This is a genomic window from Celeribacter naphthalenivorans, assembly GCF_020524585.1.
GTDB lineage: Bacteria > Pseudomonadota > Alphaproteobacteria > Rhodobacterales > Rhodobacteraceae > Celeribacter > Celeribacter naphthalenivorans.
Genome location: NZ_JAIVLK010000007.1, coordinates 331,027 through 354,906, shown reverse-complemented (window position 1 = coordinate 354,906; position 23,880 = coordinate 331,027). Strand labels below are relative to the sequence as shown.

The following is a 23,880-nucleotide window of genomic DNA, read 5'->3' as shown; positions in this document are numbered from 1 at the left end:
GCTGCTTTATCGTAAGCATCTGAAGCCATTGGAGGTATTTGAGCACTTCAGCATCGACAGAAATTTTGGTCTCTTCAACTCCGATGCTCAATTCCGCAGTGAGTGGGTTTATTCCAATAGATCTGCTCAGGTGCTCTTCAGGTCGCGTCGAAACACTGGTTAGGTTTGTCCCGCATCTTTAGTTGTGCGAACTAGAGGCACCTCGAATGGGCCGCGTTCCTGCGCGAGCATGGTTTGGAACACTCGATGAACCGCAGGGGCAACTGCCATGAAATCAAGCTGGTCCGCGCCAGCGAAGACGCTCGACGCGATGTCTTTGAGTACATCGAACTGTTCTACGACCCGAAACGCAAGCGCACGAATGTCGCTCTCGCTCATGTGGCGGAAGTTTTCGTAAGGCATCGACGGAAAGAGATGCGCCCCGTGCGGTCTCACGCCATCAACCATGGCCACACGGAAGTTGTCCAAGGACCAACCGTCGATGCCCGCGAGAGTTTTTAGAAAGGCGTTCAGATCGCCCGCAACCTACGCATCGAATCCGATACATTTGTCATAAGGCTTTCGAAACAGAAGAATCCTGAACAGAAATGGGCAATGACGATTCAGAGAGGGAACCGGCGCGGGTCGCTCAATGAGTAAAAGTCGACCCGAACCTCTAAGGTTCGGCCAATCACTCACCTTCATTTCCCCAACATGAGGTTCGGAACATACAAAATTTTGCAACAGCCACTGGGCCCGCAATTCCCAACCTGTGGATCCCCGGACTGCATCAGGCCGGGGATTTCATTTATTTACATACGACGCTCGCGCTGCCAGGTCAGTGCGAGATCTTCGATCATATCTTCCTGTCCACCGACCATACCTCGCTTGCCCAATTCCATAAGCAATTCGCGCGCCGGGATGCCGTAGCGGTCCTCCGCCCGCTTCGCGAAGAGCAGGAAGGAGCTGTAGACACCTGCATAACCGATGGTCAGAGAGTTGCGATCTACCCGGACAAGATGGTCCATCATCGGCACGACAAGATCTTCGGCGACATCCATAATACCGAACAGGTCGACCCCGGTCTGCACGCCCATACGGTTGAAAACCGCGACGAGCAGCTCCATTGGCGCATTGCCTGCACCGGCACCGAGACCGGCGGCAGCCCCATCGATGCGGTTGGCCCCGCATTCGACGGCGGCGACCGAATTGGCAATCCCCATACCCAAGTTATGGTGACCATGGAATCCGAGTTCCGTCTCCGGCGACAGCGCCTCGCGCAGCGCAGTGATCCGCGCTCTTACGTCGTCGGGTAGCATATAACCTGCGGAGTCTGTGCAATAGATGCAGTTGGCGCCATAGCTTTCCATTTTCAGCGCTTCTTCCACCAACCCTGCGGGGCTGTTGCGATGCGCCATCATCAGAAAACCGACCGTGTCGAGATCGGTCTGGGCGGCAAATTTGATATGCTGTTCGGCGACATCCGCCTCGGTACAATGCGTGGCGACCCGAACGCCGGAAATCCCGAGATCCATTGCGCGTTTGAGATCGTCCAGAATGCCGATGCCAGGAAGCAGCAGCGCAGAAACTTTCGCGTTTTTCATATGCGGGATCACCGCAGCGAGATATTCGTCGTCCGTGGACGGTGCGAAACCGTAGTTGACGGAGTTGCCGCCCAGACCATCCCCATGGGTCACTTCGATCCAAGGCATCCCTGCGGCGTCGAGCGCCTTGGCGATGGTGATCATCTCCTCGATGGAGATTTGCTGGCGCTTGGCATGCATGCCATCGCGCAGGCTCATTTCGTGCAATGTGACGTTGCGGCCTTCGATGCTCATTCTGGCCTCCTTCAAGCGCGTTTGGGCAGGGCGATGTCACCGCCTGCGATTTCTTGTGCGAACATTTCAGCCGTGCGCAGCGCGGCCGAGGTCATAATGTCGAGATTGCCCGCATATTTCGGCAGGAAATCCCCAAGCCCCTCGACCTCGACAAAGATCGAGACGCGATTTCCATCGAACACCGGACCGTTCACAAGCTTGTAGCCCGGCACATATTTCTGAACTTCCAGGACCATCGACTGGACGGATTCGGTGATGGCGGCTTCGTCAGGCGTGTCCTCGGTCAGAACATGAATGGTATCGCGCATGAGAAGCGGCGGCTCAGCCGGATTCACAACGATGATCGCCTTGCCTTTCTTTGCACCGCCGACATTTTCGATGGCGCGGGCGGTTGTCTGGGTGAACTCGTCGATGTTTTTGCGCGTGCCCGGCCCGATAGACCGCGAGGCCACAGAGGCCACGATCTCGCCATAAGCGACCGGCTGAACGCGCGAGACGGCGGCGACCATGGGAATCGTCGCCTGACCGCCACAGGTCACCATGTTGACGTTCATTTCGAGCTTCGCGGCATGTTCCGCAAGATTGACCGGCGGCACACAGTAAGGCCCGATGGCGGCGGGTGTCAGATCGACCATGAGAACGCCTTTCTCATTGAGCTTGCGGCTGTTCTCGGCATGGACATAGGCTGAGGTCGCATCAAAAGCGATGCGGATGTCATCAGCCTCTACAGCGTCCAGCATCCCGTCCACGCCTTCGGCCGTGGTCTTGATCCCCATGGCCGCCGCGCGTTTGAGACCTTCGGAGGTCGGGTCAATACCAACCATCCAAACCGGCTCAACCCATTCGGAACGCTGCATTTTCATCAACAGATCCGTTCCGATGTTGCCGGGACCGATAATCACGGCACGCAGTTTCTTTGTCATCGTGCAATTCCTTTAAATTTACATTCCGAAGAGGGCCGGCAGGCCGAGAGACAGAGCGGGCACATAGGTAATCAACGCGAGGATCAGGAGCATCACCACGAGGAAAGGCGCAGCGGAGCGCATCAATCTTTCCAACGGGATATTGCCCACACGCGACGCGACGAAGAGGTTTACACCCACAGGCGGTGTCACCATGCCGATCGCGAGGTTGGCAATCATAACGATGCCGAAGTGAACAGGATCCACCCCAGACGCGGCGGCGACCGGCAACAGGATTGGGGTGAGGATGATGATCGCGGCGAGCGTCTCCATGAATGTGCCCACCACCAGCAACAGCAGGTTGATCAGGATGAGGATCATCAGCGGGTTGCTCACCAGTTGCGTGATATAGTCCGCCATCATCACCGGGATGCGCTCGATCGCCAAAACGCGCCCAAAGATCGTGGCGGCCCCGACGATCAGCATGATCGTGGCCGAGGTGAGCGCCGAGGACGCAAAAATGTGATGCAGGTCCGAGAATTTCAATTCGCGATAGACGAAAAGACCAACGATGAGGCCATAGATCACGCCGATCGCGGAGGCCTCTGTGGGCGTGAAGACGCCGCCATAGATACCGCCTAAGATCAGGACGGGGACCATGAGAGCCCATTTCGCCTCCCAGATGGTGACGACGATGTCCTTGAAGCTATGGCGTTCCGCGCTGCGTTCGATGCCTTCGCGGCGCGCTTGGAACCATGCATATACGATTAGAGCAATCCCGATCAAAGCTCCCGGCACGACACCGGCCATGAACATTTTGGTCACGGAGACATTGGCCGACGTGGCATAGATCACCATCGGGATCGACGGCGGGATGATCACCCCAAGGCTCCCCGCAGAGGCGATAAGCCCGCCAGTGAAGGGCGGGCGATAGCCCCCTTTGGCCATCGCAGGCATCAGGATCGCGCCAACAGCGGCCACGGTGGCCGGACCGGAACCGGAGATCGCGGCAAAGAACATACAGGTGACAACAGCGATGATCGCCAAGCCACCGGAATAGCGCCCGAAGAGCACAAGCCCGACCTTCAAAAGCCGTTTGGACAGGCCACCGTGCCCCATGAGATCGCCCGCGAGCACAAAGAAGGGCACCGCCATCAGAGGAAAGCTGTCAATCGAGGTGACAAGCCCCTGTGCGATATAGCTCGAACTCACCTTGCCACTGACCAACAGCGCCAGCGTCGAAGCCAGCCCCAAGGCGATGCCGATCGGCACCGACACCAGAAGCATGACGAGGAACGGAATAAAGAGCAGAGCGGAAATCATTCGTCAGCCTCCGGGGCGCGACCACGCAACCGGGCGATATCGAGCACGATGTGTTGAATAAGGCGGATCACCACGAGACCAAAACCCACCACCGGTGCGGCATAGACATAGGCCATTGGGACCCCCAGCGAAGACGAGGTCTGACCGAAGCCATAGATTTTCGCAGTGAGCTTCGTCCCTTCCCAAATCACCAGAGCGGCAAAAAGGCCGAACACGAGATGGATCAGAATGCGCACAACGATCTGGCCACGATCCGGCAGCAGATCGCTGAAAGCTGTGACGCGGATATGCGCCTGCTTTCGCACACCGTAGCTCACCCCGATGTAGGTTGCCCAGATGAACAGATAACGCGCCAATTCTTCTGACCAGGTCAGGGAGGCTTCCATCACATAGCGCATGAAAACCTGAAGTCCGATGAGAAGAGTCATTGAGGCAAGAAGAGCGACCAGAAGTGTCTCTTCGAGTTTCTCGTTGATGAATTTCAAGGGGATACTCCAGTCAATAGGAGGTCGGTCTGACGGAGCGCGCGCTACAGTGTCGCGCTCCGTCCATTTGACTTATTCGCCGTTGGCAATGGCCATGATGCGGTCCACCGCCTCCGCACCGACTTTCTTTTTCACCATGTCGATGACAGGCCCCATACGACCGGCGAACTCGGCCTGCTGTTCTGCCGTGAGCTCGACAAAGGTAATCTCAGGCATCGCAGCTTCGGCCTTGTCGTCGGCTTCCTGCGCGAGTTTGCGTTGATAGGCTTTGGACTCCGCGAAAACCTCTTCGAAAATCGCACGATCCTCATCCGACATCCGTGCCGTCACTTCCGGGTTCATCAGCACCACAAACGGGGAATAGATGTGGTTCGTCTTGGTGATGTATTTCTGCACTTCGAAGAACTTCATGTCATAGAAGAGGTTGATCGGCCCTTCTTGTGCATCGAAAGTGCCCTGCTGCAGTGCGGTGAACAGCTCAGAAAACGCCAGCGGCGCCGGGTTTGCCCCCTCTTCACGCCACGCCGCGATATGCACCTCGTTTTCCATGGTGCGCATTTTCATGCCCTCGAGATCGGCGGGCGTGTAGATCGGCTTCACGTTGTTGGTCAACTGACGGAAGCCGTTTTCCCAATAGCCGACGCCATGCAGGCCGACGCGCTCAAGGCTGTCGAGAAGGCCTTGACCAACCTCACCGTCCAGCACGCGGTAGACGCTTTCGCGGTCTTTGAACAGGAACGGAATATCGAGCGCGAAATACTCTTTGTTGAAACTCCCGAGCGGCGCCGAGGACACAAAGGCCATATCCAGATTGCCGAGCTGCAGGCTCTCGATCAATTCGCGTTCACCACCAAGCTGACCGTTCGGAAAAATCTCAAGCCCGATCCGGCCTTCGGTTCTTTCACGCATTTGCTCGTCGATAAACTCAAGTGCGAGGTGGCCAGTGTTGGTCGCCGATGCGGCATGTGCCGCTTTGATCGTCAGCTCAGGTTCAGCCACCGCCTGCGTCGCCCCCAAAGACGTCGCCACAAGGCAAATCGCAATAGCGGTTTTGCGCAGGCTTACGCCCGCGTTGAAGTGAATCATGGAATCCTCCCAGGTTCAGTCATGCGAGCCCGCTCCTGCGGGCCCGTTTCCTCCGGCAACAACAGGACACCCCTGCCATTTCCCTTGAACGTTCTAACGATTCAAATCATCTTATGTCAAATAGTGAAATGACCTCTCAATATGTGAGAGATTTGTGCTTCGAGGAGGAAGACATGCAGACACAAATTCTGGAAAAACAGGATACAGAGGCCTTCTGGGAAGCCTTGGCTCAGTGCCTCTCTCCAAACGACCTCATATGCGGCGCAGATGTCTCGGAAACGGACATCAAGGACTGGAGCACAGAGCTTCCCGGGAAACCGATCGGCCTCGCCCTGCCGCGCAGCACTCAAGAGGTCTCCGAGGTTTTGTCACTGTGCAATCGCCACAGCATCCCGGTTGTGCCTCAGGGCGGGCGTACGGGGCTCGCCGGCGGTGCGGTGGCCAGCGATGGGGCCTTGCTTTTGTCACTTGCACGCATGAGTGGCATTGAAGAGATCGACACCGCCTCCGCCACGGCGACGGTTCTTGCCGGAACGCCCTTGCAAACCATTCAGGAGGCTGCCGAGGCGGAGGGAATGATGTTCGGCCTCGACCTCGGTCCGCGTGGGTCCTGCCAGATCGGGGGCAATATCTCGACAAATGCGGGAGGCAATCGTGTCATTCGCTACGGTATGGCCCGCGATTTGGTGCTGGGGCTCGAGGTGGTGCTTGCGGACGGGCGTATCCTATCGATGCTCAACCGGATGCCAAAGAACAACGCCGCACTGGACATGAAACCCCTGTTCATTGGCAGCGAAGGCACGCTTGGGGTCATCACACGGGCCGTGTTGAAACTGCATCCGGGGATTGCCGGTGCGAATACAGCTCTGGTCGCCCTTCCCGATTTTGACTCTGCTCTTGCTCTTTTGGGACACGCTCGACGCGTGCTCTCCGACCGCGTTAGCGCCTTCGAAGTGATGTGGGCAGATTATTTCGATGCAGTGCTCGATGTGACAGGATTACGTGCCCCGCTTGAATCCAAGGCACCGCTTTACGTCCTCATCGACATGCAAGGGCCTGATCCGGAAAAGGAAAACGATCTGTTTCACGACATGCTCGCTGAGGCGATGGAGCAAGGCTGGGTGCTCGATGCAGCTCTGGCACAATCGCAAAAAGACGCGCTTGATCTCTGGGCCTTGCGCGACGGCGTGACCGAACTTTTGATGACCACTCGCCCGACGATCAATTTCGACGTTTCCGTGCCCATTGCAAAAATCGGTGAGTGTGTCGCACACATGCGCGCAGCACTTGAGACCGACTTCCCGGAGATGAACCGCTTTTTCTTCGGACACATCGGTGACAGCAACATTCACCTCGTCACGGGGCCCTTGCCTGCGGATCCAAATGTCGAACACCGGATCGAGTCCCTCGTGTACGAAATTGTTCGAAACTTTTCCGGCAGTGTCTCCGCCGAGCATGGCATCGGGCTGCACAAGAAACCTTGGCTTAAATACAGCCGCAGCGATGAGGAACTGACCCTACTGCGCGAGTTGAAGCAAACCCTTGATCCCAAAGGCATCCTCAACCCCGGCAAGGTGCTTTAAACGTCCCTGATGTCCACAAAACCAAGTCCACGGCTGATTTCGGCGGCCGTGGACTTGACCACCGGGATCAAGGCCTCCATGCGATCTTGCTGCATATATTCCAATGTCGAAGACACACTGATCGCAGCGACAATACGCCCAGTCGCGTCCCTCAGGGGCGCGGCAACGCAACGGATCTGGTGTTCGTCCTCGCCAAGGTCATAAGCATATCCACCATCTTGATAGACCCGCATCCGCTCGAACCATTCGACCTCAGATGTCTTAACCTTCATAAGGTGGCGGTCTCTCTTGAACAGCTGCCGCAACTCTTCTTCGGGAGTGTCCAGCAACAAGGCCTTGCCAACCCCCGTTGAAACGGCAGGTTTTCTGCCTCCGATCCGCGATGTGATCTCGATCGGGCGGCGGCTTTGCAACTTGTCCAGATAGATCACCTCACCATCCTCTAATCTGGCGAGATGCACTGTGTCGGAGGTCGCCTGCGCCAGTTTTGTAAGACAAGGCTTTGCGATCTTGGTGACATCGGCTTGTTGATAGCCCGCAAACCCCAACTCCACAACTTTCGGCCCTAACCCGTACAGTCTACTATCGACTTGTCGCAGATATCGAACGTCAGTGAGAACAGAGACAATCCGATGTGCGGTCTGATAGGAAATACCTGCTTCTTCGGCAATCTCTGGAATGCTGCGCGGCATATGAGCCACACATTCAAGAACAGAAAGGCCGCGAAGCAAGGTCTGACTATTGGCAGGTTTGGTAGGTTTGCTCATTCGCATCTCTCTGAGAACCAAAGGCTATTTTAGCGGTCAATCGCGATACTATCCGAGGATCTTCTATTCTTCTATCGCTTGTTGCGCACGCCGGTCGAGGCATAGGCCTTATTTTGACGAGAGGCGAAAGTGTAAAGGGCGGTTTCAATCGGTCGCCCCGACACCTTTGGTTATATCCTGTTTAAGCAGCCGGTCGAGTGCTTCTGCTCGTGTTTGCCAACCCAACGTTTTTCGCGGGCGCGTGTTCAGTGAGTGCACAACAGCGATCACGTTCGGCAGGCCGCGAACTGGTGCTATACGATCAGGCGCAGCTTTGGCTGGTGAATGTGTCCGTCTATGTGCCGAGCCTGATCGCGTTGGCGCTTTTGTGGCGCGGCAAAGGCGTAGGCGTTGCGACGATGATCAACGGCCTGCTGGTTGGCGCGGCCTTTTCCGAAGTTCACCTGTGGCGTCCCTCCATTCCAGTCTGGGGCATCTGGAATGACAACTTCTTCATTCTGGGCGTGGATTGGATCAGCTGGACGATCCTTGCGCTGACGGTCCTGGTGGGGGCGCTGGTGAGCGCTGCCGGGGCTTATGCGCTCGGGCTGCAATGAGCCGCACAGTAAAGCAGGCACGATAAACACATATCGGGTCTTTGGAGATTGGCATGCGACTGTCTCTCCGGGATCGCTTGCCCATAGTCTCTATAATGTTTCGTCTCGGCGTTACAGCACCGAACCCAGACATGTTGCCGATTTTGGCAGAGCACTTTTCCAAAAAAAAGACCGAGCAAAGCTCGGCCTTAAGTCCAACAGGGAGGTAGAAAGCGACGCGAGTTGCCTCATATCACCGCTTCCTTCGCCCCATTTATGTGCAGCTTGAAAACTTTTCAAGACAGCGCCCCCTGCCAATATGGCAGACCCGATATGCGCTGACGCACCAAGCCCATTTCAAGACTTCTCCAGCCCGGAATCCTGCAACTGTTCACGATCCGGCAGGTCTTGCAGGCTCTCAAAGCCGAATGCGACCAGAAACTGTTCCGTCGTGACGAATGTATAGGGCGCCCCACGTCGCGGACTGCGCGGCCCGGTGCCGATGAGATCGCAGAGCCGCCGCGCGGCACGATCCGGCAGCGGAAGCACCGCAGGGGCCACCGCATCCCCCGCCCCTTTGGCCCGAAGTTTCGATGCAATCGCCCTAAACTGTCCCGTTGGTGCTGACGTCAGACACACGGGCCTTGGGACAGCGCGTCTTCATAAGCCTCGGCGAGATTATCCGGACGGTCGGTGGCCAGCACCTCGATCAGGAACGCGGCCTGCGCACGGTCCTTGCGGGACTTGACATGATCCTGACCGCCGCGGCGACGATCTGCCACGATCAGCTTGTGTACCGTAAACTGCTCAGATCGCGGAAATTGCACCAACACACCTGATCAATACAACGCAATCGCGGGGATCGGTTCTGCAATCAGATAGTTGAACCCTTGTGCGCTGACACCACGTGCCGCCAACGTCAGACCTGATGTGTCCCAACATCCGGAACAGCGTCGAATTTCAAAACCCGCAGGATTGTATCCGGCTGTACTTCGACCTCATCATCAAGCGCAACGGAAAGACTCTCGAAACCGGCGAAATCGATGTCGCCCGTCCGCGCTAGGTCTTCGCTGTCGAAACGCACGCCCACCACGTCGGCGCTCCTCGATGGAGCCAACGATTTCAGAGGCGGCCTCATCAAGGTGCAGACGCTTCAGGTCCTGATACGCGACTTGTGCGGCGCAGGAATGGGAAATAACTGACACCTCATACGCCTCGATTGTTGTGTGCATCAAAAATGTAAACGATGCACATATATACCAACATGACGAAAGTTCTCCGCATAGACGCCAGCAAAGAGTATTTACTTTTCCACATTGTCGCTAGGCAGCATGGTGCGGTTGCAAATTAGGCCACGGTAGCGCCAATGGTTCAAGCCCAATGGCAAACGGCAATCTGAAAGGGCTGGTGGGCTGGTCCGTGCCGATCGCGACTGTGCGATCACCATAGGCAAACATAAAGATTGCGTTCACATATTTTCACCAAGGAACCGGAAACTTTGCGATACGACCGACATACCTCATGTGCAGCCACCCGAATGCGAAATCTGCAAAATGACATTCGGCAATGTCATTACCCTTTCGTTTCATAGGCTTGTAGAGTTTGATCGACATGCCGTCAGGAAAGGATGCCGATGTCCAAGATCACACTCGAGGCCGGGGACGGTCACAGCTTTGACGCCAATCTCGCCCTGCCCGACCCACCTCCGAAAGGCGGCGTAATCGTCATTCAGGAGATTTTCGGCGTCAACATCCACATCCGCGATGTCTGCGACCGTCTCGCCGCTGAAGGGTACGCCGCCCTGGCGCCTGCGATTTTCGACCGTTTGGAGCCAGGGTTCGAGAGCGGATATTCGGCGGAAGACATCGCCTATGCAAGGGCCTTCGTGCCGCGCTTCGACTTTGACGCCTGCATGCGGGATGTCGCAGCCGCGCGCGCCGAACTGTCGCAATATGGCAAGGTCGGGATCACCGGATTTTGCCTCGGCGGCACGATCGCCTTTCTTGCAGCGACCCGGCTCACGGGCATCGCGGCGGCGTCTGGCTATTACGGGCGTTTGATCCAGAATTTCGCAGACGAAGCCCCCACCTGCCCGACGCAATTGCATTACGGCGCATTGGATAAGGGCATTCCAGCGGAAAACTACGAGGACGTTCGCGAGCGTCGCCCGGAGGTGGATGTCTTTGTCTACGAGGGGGCCGATCATGGCTTCAACTGCGACCGTCGCCCGAGTTTCGAACCTGTGGCGGCAAAACTTGCCTGGGGGCGCATGATGGATTTGTTTGGTCGGGAGATCGGCTGAACAAAAGCCGCCGCGCCTCTCTTCCCGTGTTCATGGACACGTCCACGAGGAGAGAGGCGCGGCGGTTCTTTTTCAAAGCACGTTTTAAGACGCCGCGACAAAGCGGTTGCGCAGTGTGCCGATACCGCTGGCTTCGACCTCGACCACATCTCCGGGGCGCACAAGCACTTTCGGGTCGCGACCATAGCCGACACCGCCGGGGGTGCCCGTGCTGATAATGTCGCCGGGTTTCAGCATGTACCAATTCGAGAAATAGGAAATCACCCGCGCCAGCGGAAAGATGAAATCGCTGGTGTTGGCCTGTTGCATCACCTCGCCATTCACCTTTGTTGTCAGATCGAGATTGTTCGGATCAGCGATCTCATCGGCGGTGACCATGACGGGCCCCATCGGCGAAAAGCCCGGAAATTGCTTGTCCATATGGACGTGATCCCAGGCGGTGCGCGCCTCTGCGGTGGTGCTGGCCTTGCCGATCTCCGGCACGGCATCGCGGGCGGAAACATCATTGGTCACCATATAGCCGGCGACATAGTCCATCGCTTCGTCTTCGGAAATATTGTGACAGGTCTTGCCGATCACCACGCAAATCTCGCCTTCGAAATCGACGAAATCCGGGGCCTGCGACGGCAGGGTGATCTCGCTCTCATGCCCGGTGAGCGCCGTGGGGGATTTGAGAAACCCATGCGGTTCCGAGGGTGGTTTGTGTTTCATTTCAGCGACATGAGAGCGATAGCCTTGGCCAACCGAGACGATCAGATTGGGATCGGGCAGCGGCGCCAAAAGCGCGGTGTCAGAGGGCAGGATCGCACCACGTTTGCGCAGCGTCTCGCAAGCGTCAGGTTCCAACGCGTTGATGCGCGCCAGGAGGCCACGCACAATATCGAGACCCTCCGCCCCCGCGTTCAGAATGTCCTTGAGACGCGCAGGCAACAGCACCTCCGCCGTGCCCTGTTCGGCGGCGCGGGCGAAATTGACGTAGTCGCCACTGTCCAAGAGGGCCCCCGCCTGACCGCCGGGGATGCAATCGAGTGTAACCAGTTTCATGCCGCGACCTTTCTGAAACTCAGACCAATCTGCCAGCGTTTGATCCGCCAGCCGTCCTCCATGCGGGTGAAGCTTCCGTTGAAGATCACAAGCGAATCCGGCGATACGAGCGGCGCCTCGCCGGTCGCGCTCAGCGGTCCGGCATGGCCAAAGACCAAAGCATAGGCCTGTCCCGTGGCGGTGTTTTCATCCTTGATGTCGATCAGGATGTTGCTCAGAACATGCCGGGTGAGCCGTTCCGGGTTGCGACGATTGAGCACAAATTTCAGCCCCTCAATGCCCTCGAATGTTTCATCGGCGCGTTGGAAAGTACAGTCAGGCACGAACAGCCCCAACGCACGATCATAATCAAAGGTATCAGTGCACAGCGAGAAGGTCTTCATCAGCTTGGTGCAGTCTGACTCGATGGCCAGACGATCTATCGTTTCCATTCTTGGTCCTTTCTTAACCGGCAGGTCGCCTGTCTGTTGGCATGACGACGGGCTCCCCGCCTTGGCGGAGAGCGTCGGTGCAATGGGGTGCAGAACACCTCTTTGTTCAGGGCAGTCTCAGACCGGGACGTGCGCGGTGGTCCGCATCCGCGCCGCGGCGGTTTTCACCGCCTCGATGATCTGCGGATAGGTGCCACAGCGGCACAGGTTGCCGGTGAGGAAGACACGGATGTCCTCTTCGCTCGGATCCGGGTTTTGCGCGATCAGCTCGCGCGTCATCAACACGAAGCCCGGCGTGCAGAAACCGCATTGGAAGGCGCCCGCCTCGATGAAGGCCTCCTGCACCGGGTCCAACTCTTCCTCACCATTCTCAATGGTCGAGATCGTGCCACCATCGACCAAAGCCGCCAGCGTCAGACAACCGGAGACGGGTTTGTCATTGAACACCACCGTGCAACAACCGCAAAGCCCCTGGCCACAGCTTTGCCGTGCGCCGTAGAGATCAAAGCCACGCTGGAGAAGGTCCACCAACGTCCAGTGAATCTCGATCTCCGCTGAGACCGGCTTGCCGTTCAGAGTGAAGTTGATGGTCTGTTTGTTCATGTCCGTCATCTTAGTCTTCCCCCAACGGATCGTTGGCCGCTTCGCGCAGGGCGCGATAGACCGTTTCGCCGGTGATCGGCATTTCATGTACGCGCACGCCCACGGCATCGAACACCGCGTTGGCCACTGCGGATGAGACACAGAACGATCCTGTCTCCCCCGCACCTTTTGCGCCAAATGGGCCTTCAGCCTCCTCGCTGTCCAAGAGGTCGTTCACGATCTCCGGGATGTCGAGCATGCTCGGGATTTTGTAATCCGCAAACGAGGCATTGGTGACCTGACCGAAGTCGAAATGCACCTTTTCCTGCATCGTTTGTCCGAGCTGCATGATCGAGGCACCCGAGATCTGATGCTCGACGATCTTCGGGTTGATGAGCTTGCCCGCATCCGCGACGTTCACCAGTTTCACGATGGTCACGCGTCCGGTTTCCGTGTCGATCTCTACCTCGGCTGCCGTGCCCCCGAACATCCAGTAAGGCGTGATGTCCGGCGATTGCCCGGTCATCGGATCCGGCGGCACATGGCCCGGCGGCGTAAAGCTGGCCGTGCCGACGACATTGCCGACCGGCATGCCGTTCTTACGGGCAAAGATTTCCCAGATCGGCACATTGGAGCCCGGCTCAGCCGCGCCCACCTCTTTCGCCAATTGGTCAAGCTTGTCCTTGGCATCCAGTGCAGCCAGACGCGCGGCGTTGCCCATGTGATAGAGCGAGCGCGACCCGAGCGTGCCGGTGTCATAGGGCGTCACATCCGTATCGGGATGCACAACGTGGACACGCTCAACCGGGATGTCCAGCACTTCGGCCACGATCTGGGCATGCGCCGTATCGGACCCCTGCCCCATATCGACCGAGCTACAATAGAGCGTCGCACTGCCGTCCGAGCTGATGCGCACGATGGCCTCAGAGGTCGAGGGCGCAATCGACGCCTTGATCCCGATGGCGAAACCACGGCCGCGTTTGATCGTGCCTTCGCCCTTATCGAAAGGTTTGCCCCAGTCAACACCGGCGGCAACACGTTCAAGCACCTGTTCGACAGCAGAAGTGTTGAGCTTGGTCCCCGTCGCATGTTCCGCACCCTCGCGCAGGATGTTGCGGCGGCGGAACTCCAGCGGGTCGATGCCCAGCTCATGCGCCATCATATCGGTGTGGTTTTCATAGGCCCAGATCAGCTGCGGGTGACCAAAGCCCCGCATCGCGCCCGCCACAGGCCGGTTGGTGTAGACCGACAGCGAGTCGATGGCGACATCGGCGATGTCGTAGGGCCCCGCCGCCGTCATACCCGCGTGAAACGCCACAGCCGGGCCGATGTCGGCATAGGCGCCGCCGTTCCAGAAGACGTTGCACTTGCGGGCGATGATCTTGCCATCCTTGTCCACACCGCTTTTGATTTTGAGCGTCGCGCCGTGTTTGGTGATGGTGTAGAACTGCTCTTCCATGCTGAGCGAGACTTTCACCGGACGTTTGGCCAGCAATGCCGCCGCCGCGACCAGCGCCTCAAGCCGGATCCAAAGCTTGGCCCCAAAACCACCACCAAGGAAAGGCACACGGGTGCGCACCTTGCTTTGCGGCCAGCCCAAAAGACGAGAGATCTCGTAGCTCACGAAAGACGGGCTTTGGTTTGCGGTGTGGATTGTGAGGCCTTCGCCGGTTGGTTCGGCCACAGTCACCGGCGGTTCGAGCGGCACATGCGCCGACGGATGCGTGCGGAATTCATGTTCGAACACATGTTCCGCCGCTTCGAACGCCGCATCGACGTCGTTGCCGTGGCGCAGTTGATAGGGGAAGCCGACGTTGGTGTCGCGCACGCCTTTGAGAAAGCTGATCTCGGGGATGCCCGGTTTCAGCTCTTCGTGCACAAAGGTGGAGGCGCCCAAGGCTTCAAGCTCGTCGAAGACCGGCTCAAGTTCCTCATATTGCACGTCGATCATCGCACAGGCGTCATCGGCGATGTTCGAATCTTTCGACAAGACAATGGCCACGGGTTCGCCCACATAGCGCACCTTGTCGAGCGCCAGCACCGGCTGATCGTGGAACATCACGCCGAAATACGGATCTGGCATCACCTTGCGGATGTCTTCGCCCGTCAGGACAAGCTCGACACCGGGATAGGCCTCCGCTTCCGAGGTGTCGATGGAGACAATTTTGGCATGGGCCACGGTGCTGCGGCAAATCTTGCCGTAAAGCATATTGGGCAGGCGCAGGTTGTGGATGTATTCCACACGTCCCGTCACCTTTTGGCGGGCCTCACGACGCGGATGCGACGCGCCCACAGCCTGGCTTTGGATGGCTTGGTCATTCATGGTCTGCTCCCCCCTCAGACTGTCTGGTTCGCGACGGCGCGCAGCGCACGTTCGACATAGACGCGCACAAGCTGGGACTTGTAAGCGGCAGAGCCAAGCTCATCGGGAATGGTCTCGACATTGGCAGAGGCGGCCTCCCCCGCCTCGCGGATCACCTTATCGGTCAGCGAACGCCCCTTGATCACAGTTTCGGCCTCGTCCACGCGGATCGGGGTCTCCGCAACAGAACCGATCACAAGGCGCGGATCTTCCAGAGTGTCGCCTTCAAACACGCCCGTCAACGCCACACCCAGAGCGGGCCAATCCTTGACTGCGCGGGTGGTGCATTTCAGATAGGTCATGCGGCGCGCGTCCTGAGCCGGAATGATCACCTCGCGGATCAACTCGTCGCCGTTGAGCACGGTTTCGTAATAGCCGGCATGCAGTTCGGCCACCGGGATCTCGCGCGATCCTTCCGGGCCTTCGGTCACCGCAATCGCGTCCAGCGCCACCAAAACCGGCGGCAGGTCCATATGCGGATCGCCATGCGACAGCGCACCGCCGATGGTCGCCACATTGCGCACCCGCACATTGGCGAGCATGCGCATGGTCTGACGGATCACCGGCGCGAAAGCCGCCAGATCGTCATTGTGCTCCATCTGCGCCAAGGTACACATGCCGCCGATGCGGAACCGCCCATCGGGCAAAAGGCCCATCTGTGACGCGGTCTCTTCGATTTTGCGCAGGCTGATCAGACGGGTCGGATGAAACACATCCGTCTTCATCATCAGCATGAGTGCCGTGCCGCCGGACATCACCCGGATCGTCGGGTCCTCAGGGTCCAAAAGCCCGGTCGCCTCTCTCAAAGAGGTGGGCATCGCGATCTCAAAGGGGGTCATCACGCACCCCCTTCGACGGACTGCAACTCTTCTTCTTTCGCGAAGGCCTCGCGCAGACGTTTGGTGAATTCGCGCTCCATCTCGCGGGCTTTGGATTTCAGAACCGGCTGGCCGATGCTGCCAAGGCGCCCCGTGAGATGCGAGTCGATGACATATTCGATGATCGTCTCATCGCCATCTTCGACCAGATTGGTGCTGGCCGTCGACGTGAGACGCCCGACGATCCCGGCGGGCGTGCCGGTGACCTGCGCCTCGATGGCCGTCGGTTCCTCGATCTTGGTGATGTTCACATCGACATCGAAAGAAAAGCGAATGTAGGCGACACGCGTCTTCAAGACGGCGGAATAGGTGCGATCGTCGATCTCCTCAAGATCGCTCACGCCCTCCACACAGCTTGCAAAAAACTGGGCATCGCGCAGGGCGGCAAAGACACGGTCGCGGGGCGCATTGGCCCGGATTTCACCTGACAGTTTCATTGGATGACACCTCCGCGAGCCAACAGACAGGCGCCTGAGCCACAGCAGATGCCGATATGCGTTTCATTGGAAAACGGCATTCTTTCCTCCCTTTATTTTTGATGCTGCCGTGATCCTCTCCTCTTTGAGATCAACTGCCCCGTTGGGCCTGTGCGCAGCATGGATGAGCCTAAACCTGGTTTTCACCTCCGGCAAAATGATGAATTTCACTCTTTGAATTACAATTCGGAATGATGCCGAAACCGGGCCAGCACTCCGTTTACCGCTGTACCGCAGGTCAAAAACCCGCAGTGCATGCTATGCCTCACCGGCACGGCACCTCTCCTCGCCAACATTCTGTCAGCGCTAACAAGTCTGACACGAACTTAGCCTGTCAGCCCGTCAAATCGGTTACTCAGTTTCTGCAAAGAACGCGTGCATCATCCGGTAGGACCGGCGACAGAGTTTTTCGTCGTATTGCGCGCCGGGAAAATTCGCCGAGGGCACGCAAAACGAATGCACAGCGCCGCTGAACCAGACGGTTTGCCATTCGACACCGGCGCCGTCGAGTTCGGCCTGCATGCCGTTCAACATCTCCTGAGAGGTCACCGGATCCTTGTCACCGTGGATGATCAGCGCACGGCCCGTCATCTTGCACGGCGTCCCCGGGACTACCGGCGCCGGGTTGGTGATGTGAAGAATGGTCACCGCATCGAATTCGGCGCCTGCACGCGTCTGTTCCATCAGGAACCCGCCACCGGCACAGTAACCCACGGCAAATTTCTTGGCGTCCGCTGTCACAAGCCCCTGCGCAATCGCCTTCTGGAGCATCGTCTCATAGGCCAGACTGCCGCATTTGAGCGTAAAGTCGAGGTCCTTGTGGACCGCCAACATACCCTGCAACAGGCCGTCGAAATCCTTGTTTTCCGGGCCATAATCCGTCCCGAACATATCCGCCAAAAAGACGACGTAACGCCCGGCCGCAAGCGTGCGCGCCTGTTCGATCGTCTCCGGCCAGACGCCGTACCAGTCCGGCTGCATGAACAGCACCGGATAAGCCCGCTCCGCCGCGTCATCGTCACAGACGATCCGTCCGGCATAAGAGCGGCCATTGACCTCATAGGGCACGGTTATTTCAATCATATCTCTCTCCCTTTCCCTGATTCCGTATGGCACGGATGTCCCCCGCCGATACGTTTTCAGGGACTGATATAGTGCGCAAACAACGGCGCGCCCCTCCACAGACGCGCCGAAGTCGCTCTCAGCCGTCCGTTACTCTTCGAAACGGTCGCCGAAATCGAACGCGTCCTCGTGCACCGAGCCGCCATCATAATATTCGATTTCCCAGAAGTTTCCGTCGAGATCTTCGAGGTAGAAAGAGTAAATGCCGTGGCGCATGATCGGATCGGTGATGCTTTTGATCTTGTACTTGTCCTGCATCTCGATGGCCGCTCTATGCGCTGCGTCGACCTCTTCCTTGGTGGCCACATCGAGGCCCCAGTGGTTGAGGATCGTCAGCTTGTTCATCGGCTTTTCGGTTTGAAGGCAGACGATGCTGAATTTCATACCGCAGCGGGCATGCATACCGTCCGGGTTGTGGCGCACACATTCCATCCCGAGGAATTCCTCAAGGAATTTGCGCGATTCCGTCAGATTGCGGCATTCCATCGTGCCGTGGGTCATCAACAGCGGTTTGACCACGGAATTCTGGTTGTCGGGTTTGAAAATCGGGTCTGCGATCTCGATCATGGCGTGTTTCCTCCTAAGGTTATTTTGATCTTTCGTCAGTCTTGTCGGCCCGCGCTTTCACGGATCCGAGCGTAGGGGATGCCAAACCGCGACCTCTTGCGGTTTGAGCAAAATCTCTTCGAAGACGGCGTTCATCGCGGCGCGATAGGGGCGTTTGAGCTGAACGGTCATCAACTCCGCGCCGTCGCTCCAGGTCTCGACCAGTAGAAAACGGGTCTCATGTTCCGGATCGACGCTCAGCGTGGCGCTGATAAAACTGTCCTCTTCGCGCATCGCGTCGAGCACCGGGTCGAGAACGGCGCGAAAGGCCTCCGCCTGCCCCGGCTTCACGTCGAATGTCACTAGGACGGTGATCGGTGTTGTGGTCATGTCCGCGCCTCCTCCAAACGCAAAGCCCGGCCTTTAGCTTGCAACCGCCTTGGCCAAATCGGCTTCCGTGGTGAACGGATCGGCGAAGAATTCGGCCTCATCCATGCCGCGTTGCGCCACGAAATCGGCGCGCGCACCATCGACCATCATCGGGTTGCCGCAGGCGTAGACCTGATAATTCGACATATCTTCGATGTCGTCGAGCACGGCCTGGTGCACAAATCCCGTGCGCCCGGTCCAGCCATGTTCCGGTTCCGGGTCGGACACCACCGGCACGAATTCGAAATTCGCGTGATCCCTGGCCCAACCTTCGGCGAGCTCCTGCATATAAATGTCCTGCGGGTGACGACCGCCCCAATAGAGCACCATCTTGCGCTCAAAGCCTTCGGCAAGCGCGTATTCGATGATCGCCTTGATCGGCGCGAATCCTGTGCCGCTGGCGAGGAATACGATTGGCTTGTCGCTGTCTTCGCGGAGGTACATCGTGCCGAGCGGCCCTTCGAATTTCAGAATTTCGCGCTGTTTCATGTTGGAAAACGCATGATCGGTGAAGGCCCCGCCCGGCGAATGACGCAGGTGCAATTCCAGGTCAATCACCCCATGCACGGAGGGTTTGTTCGCGATCGAATAGGACCGACGACGACCGTCTTTCAGCAGGATGTCGATGTATTGCCCGGCCACGTGACGGAATTCCTCGTTCTGCGGCAGACGCAGGTTCAAGACGGCAATGTCAGGGGTCAGCTTGTTCAGCTCATGCACCCGACACGGCACCACCCTCGGCTTTTGCGCCTTGAGCTTCAGCTCTTCGGCCTCGACCGTCACATCGCTCAGCGGCTTGGCCTGACACAACAGCGCATAGCCCTTGGCCTTTTCGCTCTCCGGCAACATCGCTTCAAGATACTGTCCGTAATCGACGTCTCCACTGACGATCTTGCATTTACAGGTCGCGCAGGTGCCGCGACGGCAAGAATAAGCGAGCTGATGACCCGAATCGAGCGCGGCGTTCAGAATGCTTTCCCCTTCCGCCACCTCGAAACTGGCTCCGCTCGGCGATAGCTCCACACGAAAACTCATTCCTTCTCCTCCCTTATTCCGCAATGCATTTCACATGACGCAATTGCTTCTCTCCTTGCATCCAGATATAGTGGGTACCCAGAGAGGTAACAAATGACGTTCACTCATTTTCAATATGACTAATCAGAATGATCATCGTCGCTCCCGGCGACTCACACCGGCGATTTCCACACTCGCCGCCTTCGAAGCCGTCATGCGCAATGGCAGCTTCACCATTGCCGCCGAAGAGCTTGCCCTGACCCAAAGTGCGGTAAGTCGCCAGGTGGCCGGATTGGAACAGTTGCTCGGCGTACCGCTGTTGGAAAAGAACCGGCGCAGACAGATCGTCGCCACCGCCTCAGGAGCCTATTATGCTGAACAGATCCGTCAGATCCTCACCCACCTGACCGCCGCCACAACCGAGGCGATCACATTGGGCGATCAAGGCGGCGTGTTACGCCTCGGCATCCCCCCAACCTTTGGAAGTCTTTGGCTTATTCCGCGCATGCCGAGCTTTTTCGCGGCGCATCCCGACATCACGGTGGAGTTTGCGACCCGCCTGCCCTCGCGCCCGCACGCCAGCCCCGGAGAGTTACACGCGACGATTGATTTTGCCGCCACGCCCGGCACAGATGCGGTTTGGGAAGAGTTGATCCAATTGAGACTGCGCGCCGTGGCCAGTCCGGATCTCGCTCAGGCGTTACAAAGCGGAAACCGCGCAGCACTGAAGGGGCTGCACCTCTTGCTCCACACCGCGGAGCGCAACAAACAGCGCAGTCGCTTCGAAGAGCTGGGGATAGAGGCACTGCGAGCCCGCCCGCTTTTGACCTTTGAAAGCTATACCATGCTGCTCGAAGCCGCCGCGCGCGGGCTGGGCGTGGCATTGGCGCCGGACGAATTGCTGGAAAATGAAATCGCGTCCGGACGCCTCGTCCATGTTTCGGATTTTTCGATGCCCTCGCATCGCACCGGTTATTTGGTTTACCCGAAAGAAATGCAATCCTACCCGCCCCTTGCGGAATTCCGAGCCTGGCTTTTGGCGCTTCTGAACGCGCATGACGCCGAGACTCCCTCGAAACGAGACTGACTAAGGCTGCCTGATCGCGTCGCGCGGCATTTCATTCCAAAACTGAATACTTATTCCGTCTCAAAATATCATTTTGACATATTTAAACCCTGCGCCCGATGCAGTTCGCCTTTCACAGATGTCGCCAAATGCGGGTCAGCTCGAGGCTGAACAAGGCGCGATCCCTCCGATCAAACGACCGCGCCGCGTTTTGGCGAATCGGATCTTTGGACGTCGCCTGCGGCCCTTTTCTGTCGCCGGTTCAACCAGTCTGAGGGACATGCATTTCTACCGGGATCCGTGATGCTCAGCCCCGCCTCCCCTCGGGGTTTTGCGTGCCATCGGTGTGGAAACATGCTTTTCCCGCATAAAATTTTCACACCCAGTGCCCTGAAACAAAACAGCTTTTTTTGAACGCAACCCAGATTTGAAGCGCGGCGCGCGAAAAAAATCTTGTCGGAATGTGTTTTCTCTGACTACCGTAAAAGCGCTACAGGTGTAGCGATCTTGTTCCCATCGGCGAGAGACCGAAGGAACATCCAAGGGAGGAAATCATGAATCACCACGTAACCGACGGAGTCGGAACCACGGAGCTTGTCCAAAAGGCAAAACACGCAGCCCAAACCGTGGCGCAGCACAGCTCTGAGACCTTCGATCTCAAACGCCCGGCAGATGCCGCCATAAAGGCCGTGATGACCGAAGGCCTGCCGCATATGACCGCCCCCAAGTCTCAAGGCGGCAGTCGCGCCAGCATGACGACCCAGCTCGAAGTCAACGCGGCCCTGGCCGAGGCGGACGCCTCCGTTTCCTGGGTCAACTGTATCTACAACGCGGTGGCGCATATGATCTGTGCCTTCGGGGACCAGGCCATGAACGAGGTGATGTCCAGCGACAAACCCTATTCCTCAGGGCTGTTCTCGCCCACCGGCAAAGGGCGACGCGTCGCCGGCGGTGCGATGGTGTCCGGCAAATATTTCTTTGCCTCTGGGCAGCATCACGCAGGCTGGATTTTCGCCCCTATGATGCCCGAAGAGGGCGGCCCGCCCGTCGCCTGCCTGATCCCCAAAGAGGCGTTTGAGGTGCAAGACGACTGGCACGTTTCGGGCTTTGTCGGCACCGGTTCGAATGCGGTCGTCCTGCCGGAAACCTTTGTGCCGGATCACCGCATGGTGCCCTTCATGGATGTGGTCAACGGCACCTATCGGGCCTCGTCTGTCTCGGACGATGCCTATTACAAACAACCCTTTGTGCCGGTCATGTGCGCCGTCTCCGCCGGCACGCCTTTGGGTCTGGCGCGCAAGGCGCTGCGGCTGTTCAAAGAACGGATCGGCAAGAAGGGCATCACCTACACCAGCTATTCGAAACAGGCCGAAGCGCCGGTGACGCATCTGCAACTGGCCGAAGCGCAGGCCAAACTTGATCAGGCCGAATTCCACGCCTTTCGCCTGACCCGCGCAGTGGACCAGCATATGGCCACGGGCGCAGAATGGGACATCGAGACCCGTGTGCGATGCCGCTCGGACATTGCCTGGGCGATCAAACTGGCGCGTGAGGTCTGTGAGATTGTCGAGCAGGGCTCGGGCGCGAGTGCGATCCATCTCAAGGACGACCTCCCCGCGATCCTGCGCGACATTCGCACGATTTCGGTCCATGCGTTCCTGTTGTTCAACACCAATGCCGAGCTTTACGGACGCGTCTTGGCCGGGATGGAGCCGGATATTCCCTTTATCTAACGGGCCCGGTCACAGACCCGATCGGACAGGATGCGGGGCACGCTGTTCCGCATCCAGCCACCGCTGCAAGATGCCGTCGATCTCATCGGGATCGATGGTGATCTCGGGATGAAGGAGCATGTCATGACAGAGGCCATCCACGCCGGAGACCAGCAGGGTCGCCTGCACGGTCGGGTTCGGAAAGCCCGCCGCCTCAAGCGCCTGGGCGACAATCTCGTTGAGTTGCCGCCGCCCGGACAACAGCGCCTCATGCACAGCGGGGCGCCTGCGCCCCTCGAGCGACAGCTCATAACGCGCGAGCTGTCGCGTGCTCCCGGCGATCCAGTCGCGAAAGGCATAGGACAGAAGTTCGGCGATTTTTTCCAGCGTCATCGGACCGGAAGCGGCGCGATTTTGCCACTCGGTGAACGAGGTGACCTCAACGTCGATCAGGCGCTGCACAATCGCCGTCATCAAGGCGTCGCGCGTGCGGTAATAGCGGCTGGTCGTACCTTCGGGCCAGTTGAGATGTCGGTCCACGGCGCGATGGGTCAGGCCACGTCCGCCCTCCGCCGCAAGCACGTCAATCGCAGCATCGGCGATCTGGATGCTGCGCGTGTTGCCGTCTCGCCGGCCCGAGTTTCGTTGTTCCGTCATGCTCACTCTCTCTTCCGGCTTTGTCCGCATCCGGTTGCAAGTTCAGCATAGAGACCTTGCCCGAAACCACCACCGCCTTTCCCGCATTTTGAGCGCGGGACAGCGCCTCGCTCATCTTTTCGGGGCAGATCACGCGCCCCGTAACGCACAACTTGTTCCTCAGGAGTCTTCACCATGATTGCCAAAGACCTGTTTCGCAACGCCATGGCCCGGTTTCCCAGCGGTGTGACCATCGTCACCACCCGGGACCAGAGCGGCCGTCCGCGCGGTTTTACCGCCAGTTCCTTTTGCTCGGTCTCCGCCGATCCGCCGCTTGTTCTCGTCTGCCTTGCCGACACAGCCGAATGTCATGACGCCTTTCGTGACGCGGCGCAGTGGAACATCCACATCCTCGATGCCCGGCACAGCGATCTCGCCATGCGCTTTGCCCGCCGCGGTGCCGACAAGTTTTCCGGGCTCGACTTCGAGGACGACGCGCGAGGGCTTCCCGGCCTGAAAAACGCCTCTGTGAGCCTCAAATGCAGCCGCTACGACGTGACGCCCTATGGGGATCACAGCCTTCTGATTGGTCAGGTCGAGCATGTCGAGATGACCGGAACAGACCCGGTCTATTACTACGATCGCGGTTTCCATCCGGCGCGCACAATCCCTGCACCGGTGGCCTGACATCACGGGAGAAGGCGCCCTCAAAGCGCCTTCTCCTACCGGTGAAAGCGACGAA

The 23,880-nt window shown here is 58.3% G+C and carries 26 protein-coding genes and 1 pseudogene; 6 read left to right on the top strand and 21 right to left on the bottom strand.

The window, feature by feature from the left end; translation table 11 throughout:
• Positions 1 to 159: 159 nt before the first annotated feature.
• The 6 genes from LC094_RS21720 to LC094_RS16790 form a co-directional block, all read right to left on the bottom strand.
• Entirely contained in the window at positions 160 to 468 is a 309-nt protein-coding gene (locus tag LC094_RS21720) for a hypothetical protein (protein ID WP_404815034.1), read from the bottom strand.
• 323 nt (positions 469 to 791) lie between these two features.
• Positions 792 to 1,817 (bottom strand): 4-hydroxy-2-oxovalerate aldolase, encoded by a 1,026-nt coding sequence (gene dmpG / locus LC094_RS16810; RefSeq protein ID WP_226553954.1) that lies wholly within the window; start codon positions 1,815 to 1,817, stop codon positions 792 to 794.
• Positions 1,818 to 1,828: 11 nt separating this feature from the next.
• A complete protein-coding gene (locus LC094_RS16805; RefSeq protein WP_226553953.1) occupies positions 1,829 to 2,740 on the bottom strand; it encodes an acetaldehyde dehydrogenase (acetylating) in 912 nt (303 codons plus the stop codon).
• Between the two features lie 18 nt (positions 2,741 to 2,758).
• Complete coding sequence (locus LC094_RS16800) at positions 2,759 to 4,042, bottom strand: TRAP transporter large permease (protein WP_226553952.1); 1,284 nt, start codon at positions 4,040 to 4,042, stop codon at positions 2,759 to 2,761.
• Positions 4,039 to 4,527 (bottom strand): TRAP transporter small permease, encoded by a 489-nt coding sequence (locus LC094_RS16795; protein WP_226553951.1) that lies wholly within the window; start codon positions 4,525 to 4,527, stop codon positions 4,039 to 4,041. The genes LC094_RS16800 and LC094_RS16795 overlap by 4 nt, the downstream gene beginning before the upstream one ends.
• 72 nt (positions 4,528 to 4,599) lie before the next feature.
• Positions 4,600 to 5,613: a TRAP transporter substrate-binding protein gene (locus tag LC094_RS16790; RefSeq protein ID WP_226553950.1), complete on the bottom strand. Its 1,014-nt coding sequence runs from the start codon at positions 5,611 to 5,613 to the stop codon at positions 4,600 to 4,602.
• 173 nt (positions 5,614 to 5,786) lie between these two features.
• On the opposite strand from LC094_RS16790, the gene LC094_RS16785 reads away from it, so the two are divergent.
• A complete protein-coding gene (locus LC094_RS16785) occupies positions 5,787 to 7,196 on the top strand; it encodes an FAD-binding oxidoreductase (protein ID WP_226553949.1) in 1,410 nt (469 codons plus the stop codon).
• On the opposite strand, the gene LC094_RS16780 is transcribed toward LC094_RS16785, so the two are convergent.
• Positions 7,193 to 7,963 carry an IclR family transcriptional regulator gene (locus LC094_RS16780; RefSeq protein WP_226553948.1) on the bottom strand — a complete coding sequence of 257 codons (771 nt, stop codon included), beginning with the start codon at positions 7,961 to 7,963 and terminating at the stop codon, positions 7,193 to 7,195. The genes LC094_RS16785 and LC094_RS16780 overlap by 4 nt on opposite strands.
• Positions 7,964 to 8,211: 248 nt before the next feature.
• On the opposite strand from LC094_RS16780, the gene LC094_RS16775 reads away from it, so the two are divergent.
• Positions 8,212 to 8,559 (top strand): hypothetical protein, encoded by a 348-nt coding sequence (locus LC094_RS16775; protein ID WP_226553947.1) that lies wholly within the window; start codon positions 8,212 to 8,214, stop codon positions 8,557 to 8,559.
• A gap of 336 nt (positions 8,560 to 8,895) precedes the next feature.
• Here LC094_RS16775 and LC094_RS16770 read toward each other — a convergent pair.
• From LC094_RS16770 to LC094_RS16760, 3 genes and pseudogenes are all read right to left on the bottom strand, one after another.
• A pseudogene (locus tag LC094_RS16770) lies at positions 8,896 to 9,144 on the bottom strand (hypothetical protein); the annotation flags it as partial.
• Positions 9,145 to 9,167: 23 nt separating this feature from the next.
• On the bottom strand, positions 9,168 to 9,365 hold the full coding sequence (locus LC094_RS16765) for a GSU2403 family nucleotidyltransferase fold protein (protein ID WP_226553946.1): 198 nt from the start codon (positions 9,363 to 9,365) through the stop codon (positions 9,168 to 9,170).
• Positions 9,366 to 9,457: 92 nt separating this feature from the next.
• A complete protein-coding gene (locus LC094_RS16760; protein WP_319003305.1) occupies positions 9,458 to 9,631 on the bottom strand; it encodes a GSU2403 family nucleotidyltransferase fold protein in 174 nt (57 codons plus the stop codon).
• A gap of 540 nt (positions 9,632 to 10,171) precedes the next feature.
• Between LC094_RS16760 and LC094_RS16755 the strand changes: the two genes are divergently transcribed.
• Positions 10,172 to 10,840, top strand: coding sequence for a dienelactone hydrolase family protein (locus LC094_RS16755; RefSeq protein ID WP_226553944.1), 669 nt, complete (start codon positions 10,172 to 10,174; stop codon positions 10,838 to 10,840).
• Positions 10,841 to 10,924: 84 nt separating this feature from the next.
• Here the strand turns inward: LC094_RS16755 and LC094_RS16750 are convergent, their stop codons facing one another.
• From LC094_RS16750 to LC094_RS16705, 10 genes are all read right to left on the bottom strand, one after another.
• Positions 10,925 to 11,884: a fumarylacetoacetate hydrolase family protein gene (locus LC094_RS16750; RefSeq protein ID WP_226553943.1), complete on the bottom strand. Its 960-nt coding sequence runs from the start codon at positions 11,882 to 11,884 to the stop codon at positions 10,925 to 10,927.
• A complete protein-coding gene (locus tag LC094_RS16745) occupies positions 11,881 to 12,315 on the bottom strand; it encodes a nuclear transport factor 2 family protein (RefSeq protein WP_226553942.1) in 435 nt (144 codons plus the stop codon). Before LC094_RS16745 ends, LC094_RS16750 begins: the two co-directional genes overlap by 4 nt.
• Positions 12,316 to 12,432: 117 nt before the next feature.
• Positions 12,433 to 12,927, bottom strand: coding sequence for a (2Fe-2S)-binding protein (locus LC094_RS16740; protein ID WP_226553941.1), 495 nt, complete (start codon positions 12,925 to 12,927; stop codon positions 12,433 to 12,435).
• A 1-nt stretch (position 12,928) separates the two neighbouring features.
• Positions 12,929 to 15,220 (bottom strand): xanthine dehydrogenase family protein molybdopterin-binding subunit, encoded by a 2,292-nt coding sequence (locus LC094_RS16735; protein ID WP_226553940.1) that lies wholly within the window; start codon positions 15,218 to 15,220, stop codon positions 12,929 to 12,931.
• 14 nt (positions 15,221 to 15,234) lie between these two features.
• A complete protein-coding gene (locus LC094_RS16730; protein WP_226553939.1) occupies positions 15,235 to 16,098 on the bottom strand; it encodes an FAD binding domain-containing protein in 864 nt (287 codons plus the stop codon).
• Positions 16,098 to 16,574, bottom strand: coding sequence for a CoxG family protein (locus LC094_RS16725; protein ID WP_226553938.1), 477 nt, complete (start codon positions 16,572 to 16,574; stop codon positions 16,098 to 16,100). Before LC094_RS16725 ends, LC094_RS16730 begins: the two co-directional genes overlap by 1 nt.
• A 390-nt stretch (positions 16,575 to 16,964) precedes the next feature.
• Entirely contained in the window at positions 16,965 to 17,696 is a 732-nt protein-coding gene (locus LC094_RS16720; RefSeq protein WP_226553937.1) for a dienelactone hydrolase family protein, read from the bottom strand.
• A gap of 129 nt (positions 17,697 to 17,825) precedes the next feature.
• Positions 17,826 to 18,302: a VOC family protein gene (locus tag LC094_RS16715; protein ID WP_226553936.1), complete on the bottom strand. Its 477-nt coding sequence runs from the start codon at positions 18,300 to 18,302 to the stop codon at positions 17,826 to 17,828.
• Between the two features lie 57 nt (positions 18,303 to 18,359).
• Positions 18,360 to 18,671 carry a putative quinol monooxygenase gene (locus LC094_RS16710; RefSeq protein WP_226553935.1) on the bottom strand — a complete coding sequence of 104 codons (312 nt, stop codon included), beginning with the start codon at positions 18,669 to 18,671 and terminating at the stop codon, positions 18,360 to 18,362.
• 33 nt (positions 18,672 to 18,704) lie between these two features.
• On the bottom strand, positions 18,705 to 19,745 hold the full coding sequence (locus LC094_RS16705) for a CDP-6-deoxy-delta-3,4-glucoseen reductase (RefSeq protein ID WP_226553934.1): 1,041 nt from the start codon (positions 19,743 to 19,745) through the stop codon (positions 18,705 to 18,707).
• A 115-nt stretch (positions 19,746 to 19,860) separates the two neighbouring features.
• On the opposite strand from LC094_RS16705, the gene LC094_RS16700 reads away from it, so the two are divergent.
• Together LC094_RS16700 and LC094_RS16695 are read left to right on the top strand one after the other, a co-directional pair.
• Positions 19,861 to 20,811 carry a LysR substrate-binding domain-containing protein gene (locus LC094_RS16700; protein ID WP_226553933.1) on the top strand — a complete coding sequence of 317 codons (951 nt, stop codon included), beginning with the start codon at positions 19,861 to 19,863 and terminating at the stop codon, positions 20,809 to 20,811.
• A 533-nt stretch (positions 20,812 to 21,344) separates the two neighbouring features.
• Complete coding sequence (locus LC094_RS16695; RefSeq protein WP_226553932.1) at positions 21,345 to 22,523, top strand: acyl-CoA dehydrogenase family protein; 1,179 nt, start codon at positions 21,345 to 21,347, stop codon at positions 22,521 to 22,523.
• Between the two features lie 9 nt (positions 22,524 to 22,532).
• Here LC094_RS16695 and LC094_RS16690 read toward each other — a convergent pair whose 3' ends face one another.
• On the bottom strand, positions 22,533 to 23,159 hold the full coding sequence (locus LC094_RS16690) for a TetR/AcrR family transcriptional regulator (RefSeq protein ID WP_226553931.1): 627 nt from the start codon (positions 23,157 to 23,159) through the stop codon (positions 22,533 to 22,535).
• A gap of 174 nt (positions 23,160 to 23,333) precedes the next feature.
• Between LC094_RS16690 and LC094_RS16685 the strand changes: the two genes are divergently transcribed.
• Complete coding sequence (locus tag LC094_RS16685) at positions 23,334 to 23,825, top strand: flavin reductase family protein (RefSeq protein ID WP_226553930.1); 492 nt, start codon at positions 23,334 to 23,336, stop codon at positions 23,823 to 23,825.
• The last annotated feature ends 55 nt before the right edge of the window (positions 23,826 to 23,880 follow it).

What these genes read in the sequence shown, in the direction of transcription:
- dmpG (WP_226553954.1), bottom strand. Translation starts at nt 1,817, where the DNA reads ATGAGCATCGAAGGCCGCAACGTCACATTGCACGAAATGAGCCTGCGC.
- LC094_RS16805 (WP_226553953.1), bottom strand. Translation starts at nt 2,740, where the DNA reads ATGACAAAGAAACTGCGTGCCGTGATTATCGGTCCCGGCAACATCGGA.
- LC094_RS16800 (WP_226553952.1), bottom strand. Translation starts at nt 4,042, where the DNA reads ATGATTTCCGCTCTGCTCTTTATTCCGTTCCTCGTCATGCTTCTGGTG.
- LC094_RS16790 (WP_226553950.1), bottom strand. Translation starts at nt 5,613, where the DNA reads ATGATTCACTTCAACGCGGGCGTAAGCCTGCGCAAAACCGCTATTGCG.
- LC094_RS16785 (WP_226553949.1), top strand. Translation starts at nt 5,787, where the DNA reads ATGCAGACACAAATTCTGGAAAAACAGGATACAGAGGCCTTCTGGGAA.
- LC094_RS16780 (WP_226553948.1), bottom strand. Translation starts at nt 7,963, where the DNA reads ATGAGCAAACCTACCAAACCTGCCAATAGTCAGACCTTGCTTCGCGGC.
- LC094_RS16755 (WP_226553944.1), top strand. Translation starts at nt 10,172, where the DNA reads ATGTCCAAGATCACACTCGAGGCCGGGGACGGTCACAGCTTTGACGCC.
- LC094_RS16750 (WP_226553943.1), bottom strand. Translation starts at nt 11,884, where the DNA reads ATGAAACTGGTTACACTCGATTGCATCCCCGGCGGTCAGGCGGGGGCC.
- LC094_RS16745 (WP_226553942.1), bottom strand. Translation starts at nt 12,315, where the DNA reads ATGGAAACGATAGATCGTCTGGCCATCGAGTCAGACTGCACCAAGCTG.
- LC094_RS16740 (WP_226553941.1), bottom strand. Translation starts at nt 12,927, where the DNA reads ATGACGGACATGAACAAACAGACCATCAACTTCACTCTGAACGGCAAG.
- LC094_RS16735 (WP_226553940.1), bottom strand. Translation starts at nt 15,220, where the DNA reads ATGAATGACCAAGCCATCCAAAGCCAGGCTGTGGGCGCGTCGCATCCG.
- LC094_RS16730 (WP_226553939.1), bottom strand. Translation starts at nt 16,098, where the DNA reads ATGACCCCCTTTGAGATCGCGATGCCCACCTCTTTGAGAGAGGCGACC.
- LC094_RS16725 (WP_226553938.1), bottom strand. Translation starts at nt 16,574, where the DNA reads ATGAAACTGTCAGGTGAAATCCGGGCCAATGCGCCCCGCGACCGTGTC.
- LC094_RS16720 (WP_226553937.1), bottom strand. Translation starts at nt 17,696, where the DNA reads ATGATTGAAATAACCGTGCCCTATGAGGTCAATGGCCGCTCTTATGCC.
- LC094_RS16715 (WP_226553936.1), bottom strand. Translation starts at nt 18,302, where the DNA reads ATGATCGAGATCGCAGACCCGATTTTCAAACCCGACAACCAGAATTCC.
- LC094_RS16710 (WP_226553935.1), bottom strand. Translation starts at nt 18,671, where the DNA reads ATGACCACAACACCGATCACCGTCCTAGTGACATTCGACGTGAAGCCG.
- LC094_RS16705 (WP_226553934.1), bottom strand. Translation starts at nt 19,745, where the DNA reads ATGAGTTTTCGTGTGGAGCTATCGCCGAGCGGAGCCAGTTTCGAGGTG.
- LC094_RS16700 (WP_226553933.1), top strand. Translation starts at nt 19,861, where the DNA reads ATGACTAATCAGAATGATCATCGTCGCTCCCGGCGACTCACACCGGCG.
- LC094_RS16695 (WP_226553932.1), top strand. Translation starts at nt 21,345, where the DNA reads ATGAATCACCACGTAACCGACGGAGTCGGAACCACGGAGCTTGTCCAA.
- LC094_RS16690 (WP_226553931.1), bottom strand. Translation starts at nt 23,159, where the DNA reads ATGACGGAACAACGAAACTCGGGCCGGCGAGACGGCAACACGCGCAGC.
- LC094_RS16685 (WP_226553930.1), top strand. Translation starts at nt 23,334, where the DNA reads ATGATTGCCAAAGACCTGTTTCGCAACGCCATGGCCCGGTTTCCCAGC.